The following is a 448-nucleotide window of genomic DNA, read 5'->3' on the forward strand; positions in this document are numbered from 1 at the left end:
ACCAGATCACCCAGCTGGCGCCCGAGGTGAGCTACCCGCCGGACCAGCAGACCCTGGACCGGCTGCGTACCTCACTCGGCGAGGACGCGATGGTCACCTTCGAGGATCTGACCGCTGCCTCCGGAAGCACCCTGGGCTTGATCAGCGACCAGATGCGAGACGCCGTCGCCGACGGCGACCGGTTCGCCGTGCAACGGGTCGTCGACGACTCCGGCGCAAAGCTCTTGATGGCAGCTCCGATCCTGCTCACCGATATCGACGGCCGGCAACGAGACTCCGGCATCGACGTCTACGTGGTGGAGGATCTGCAGCCGACCCAGGACCAGCTGGACCAGTGGACCCGCGTCGTCGCCCTGACCATCGTCGCCGCACTACCCCTGGCCGTCATCCTCGCGCTCCTGGTGTCCCGCAGTGTGCTGCGCCCGATACGGCTACTCGGGCACAGCGC

1 pseudogene is annotated in these 448 nt (G+C 67.6%); it reads left to right on the plus strand.

The window, feature by feature from the left end:
• Window positions 1-448, plus strand: a pseudogene (locus ELR45_RS35550) (cell wall metabolism sensor histidine kinase WalK); the annotation flags it as partial.

It is taken from the genome of Phytoactinopolyspora endophytica (assembly GCF_004138495.1).
GTDB lineage: Bacteria > Actinomycetota > Actinomycetes > Jiangellales > Jiangellaceae > Phytoactinopolyspora > Phytoactinopolyspora endophytica.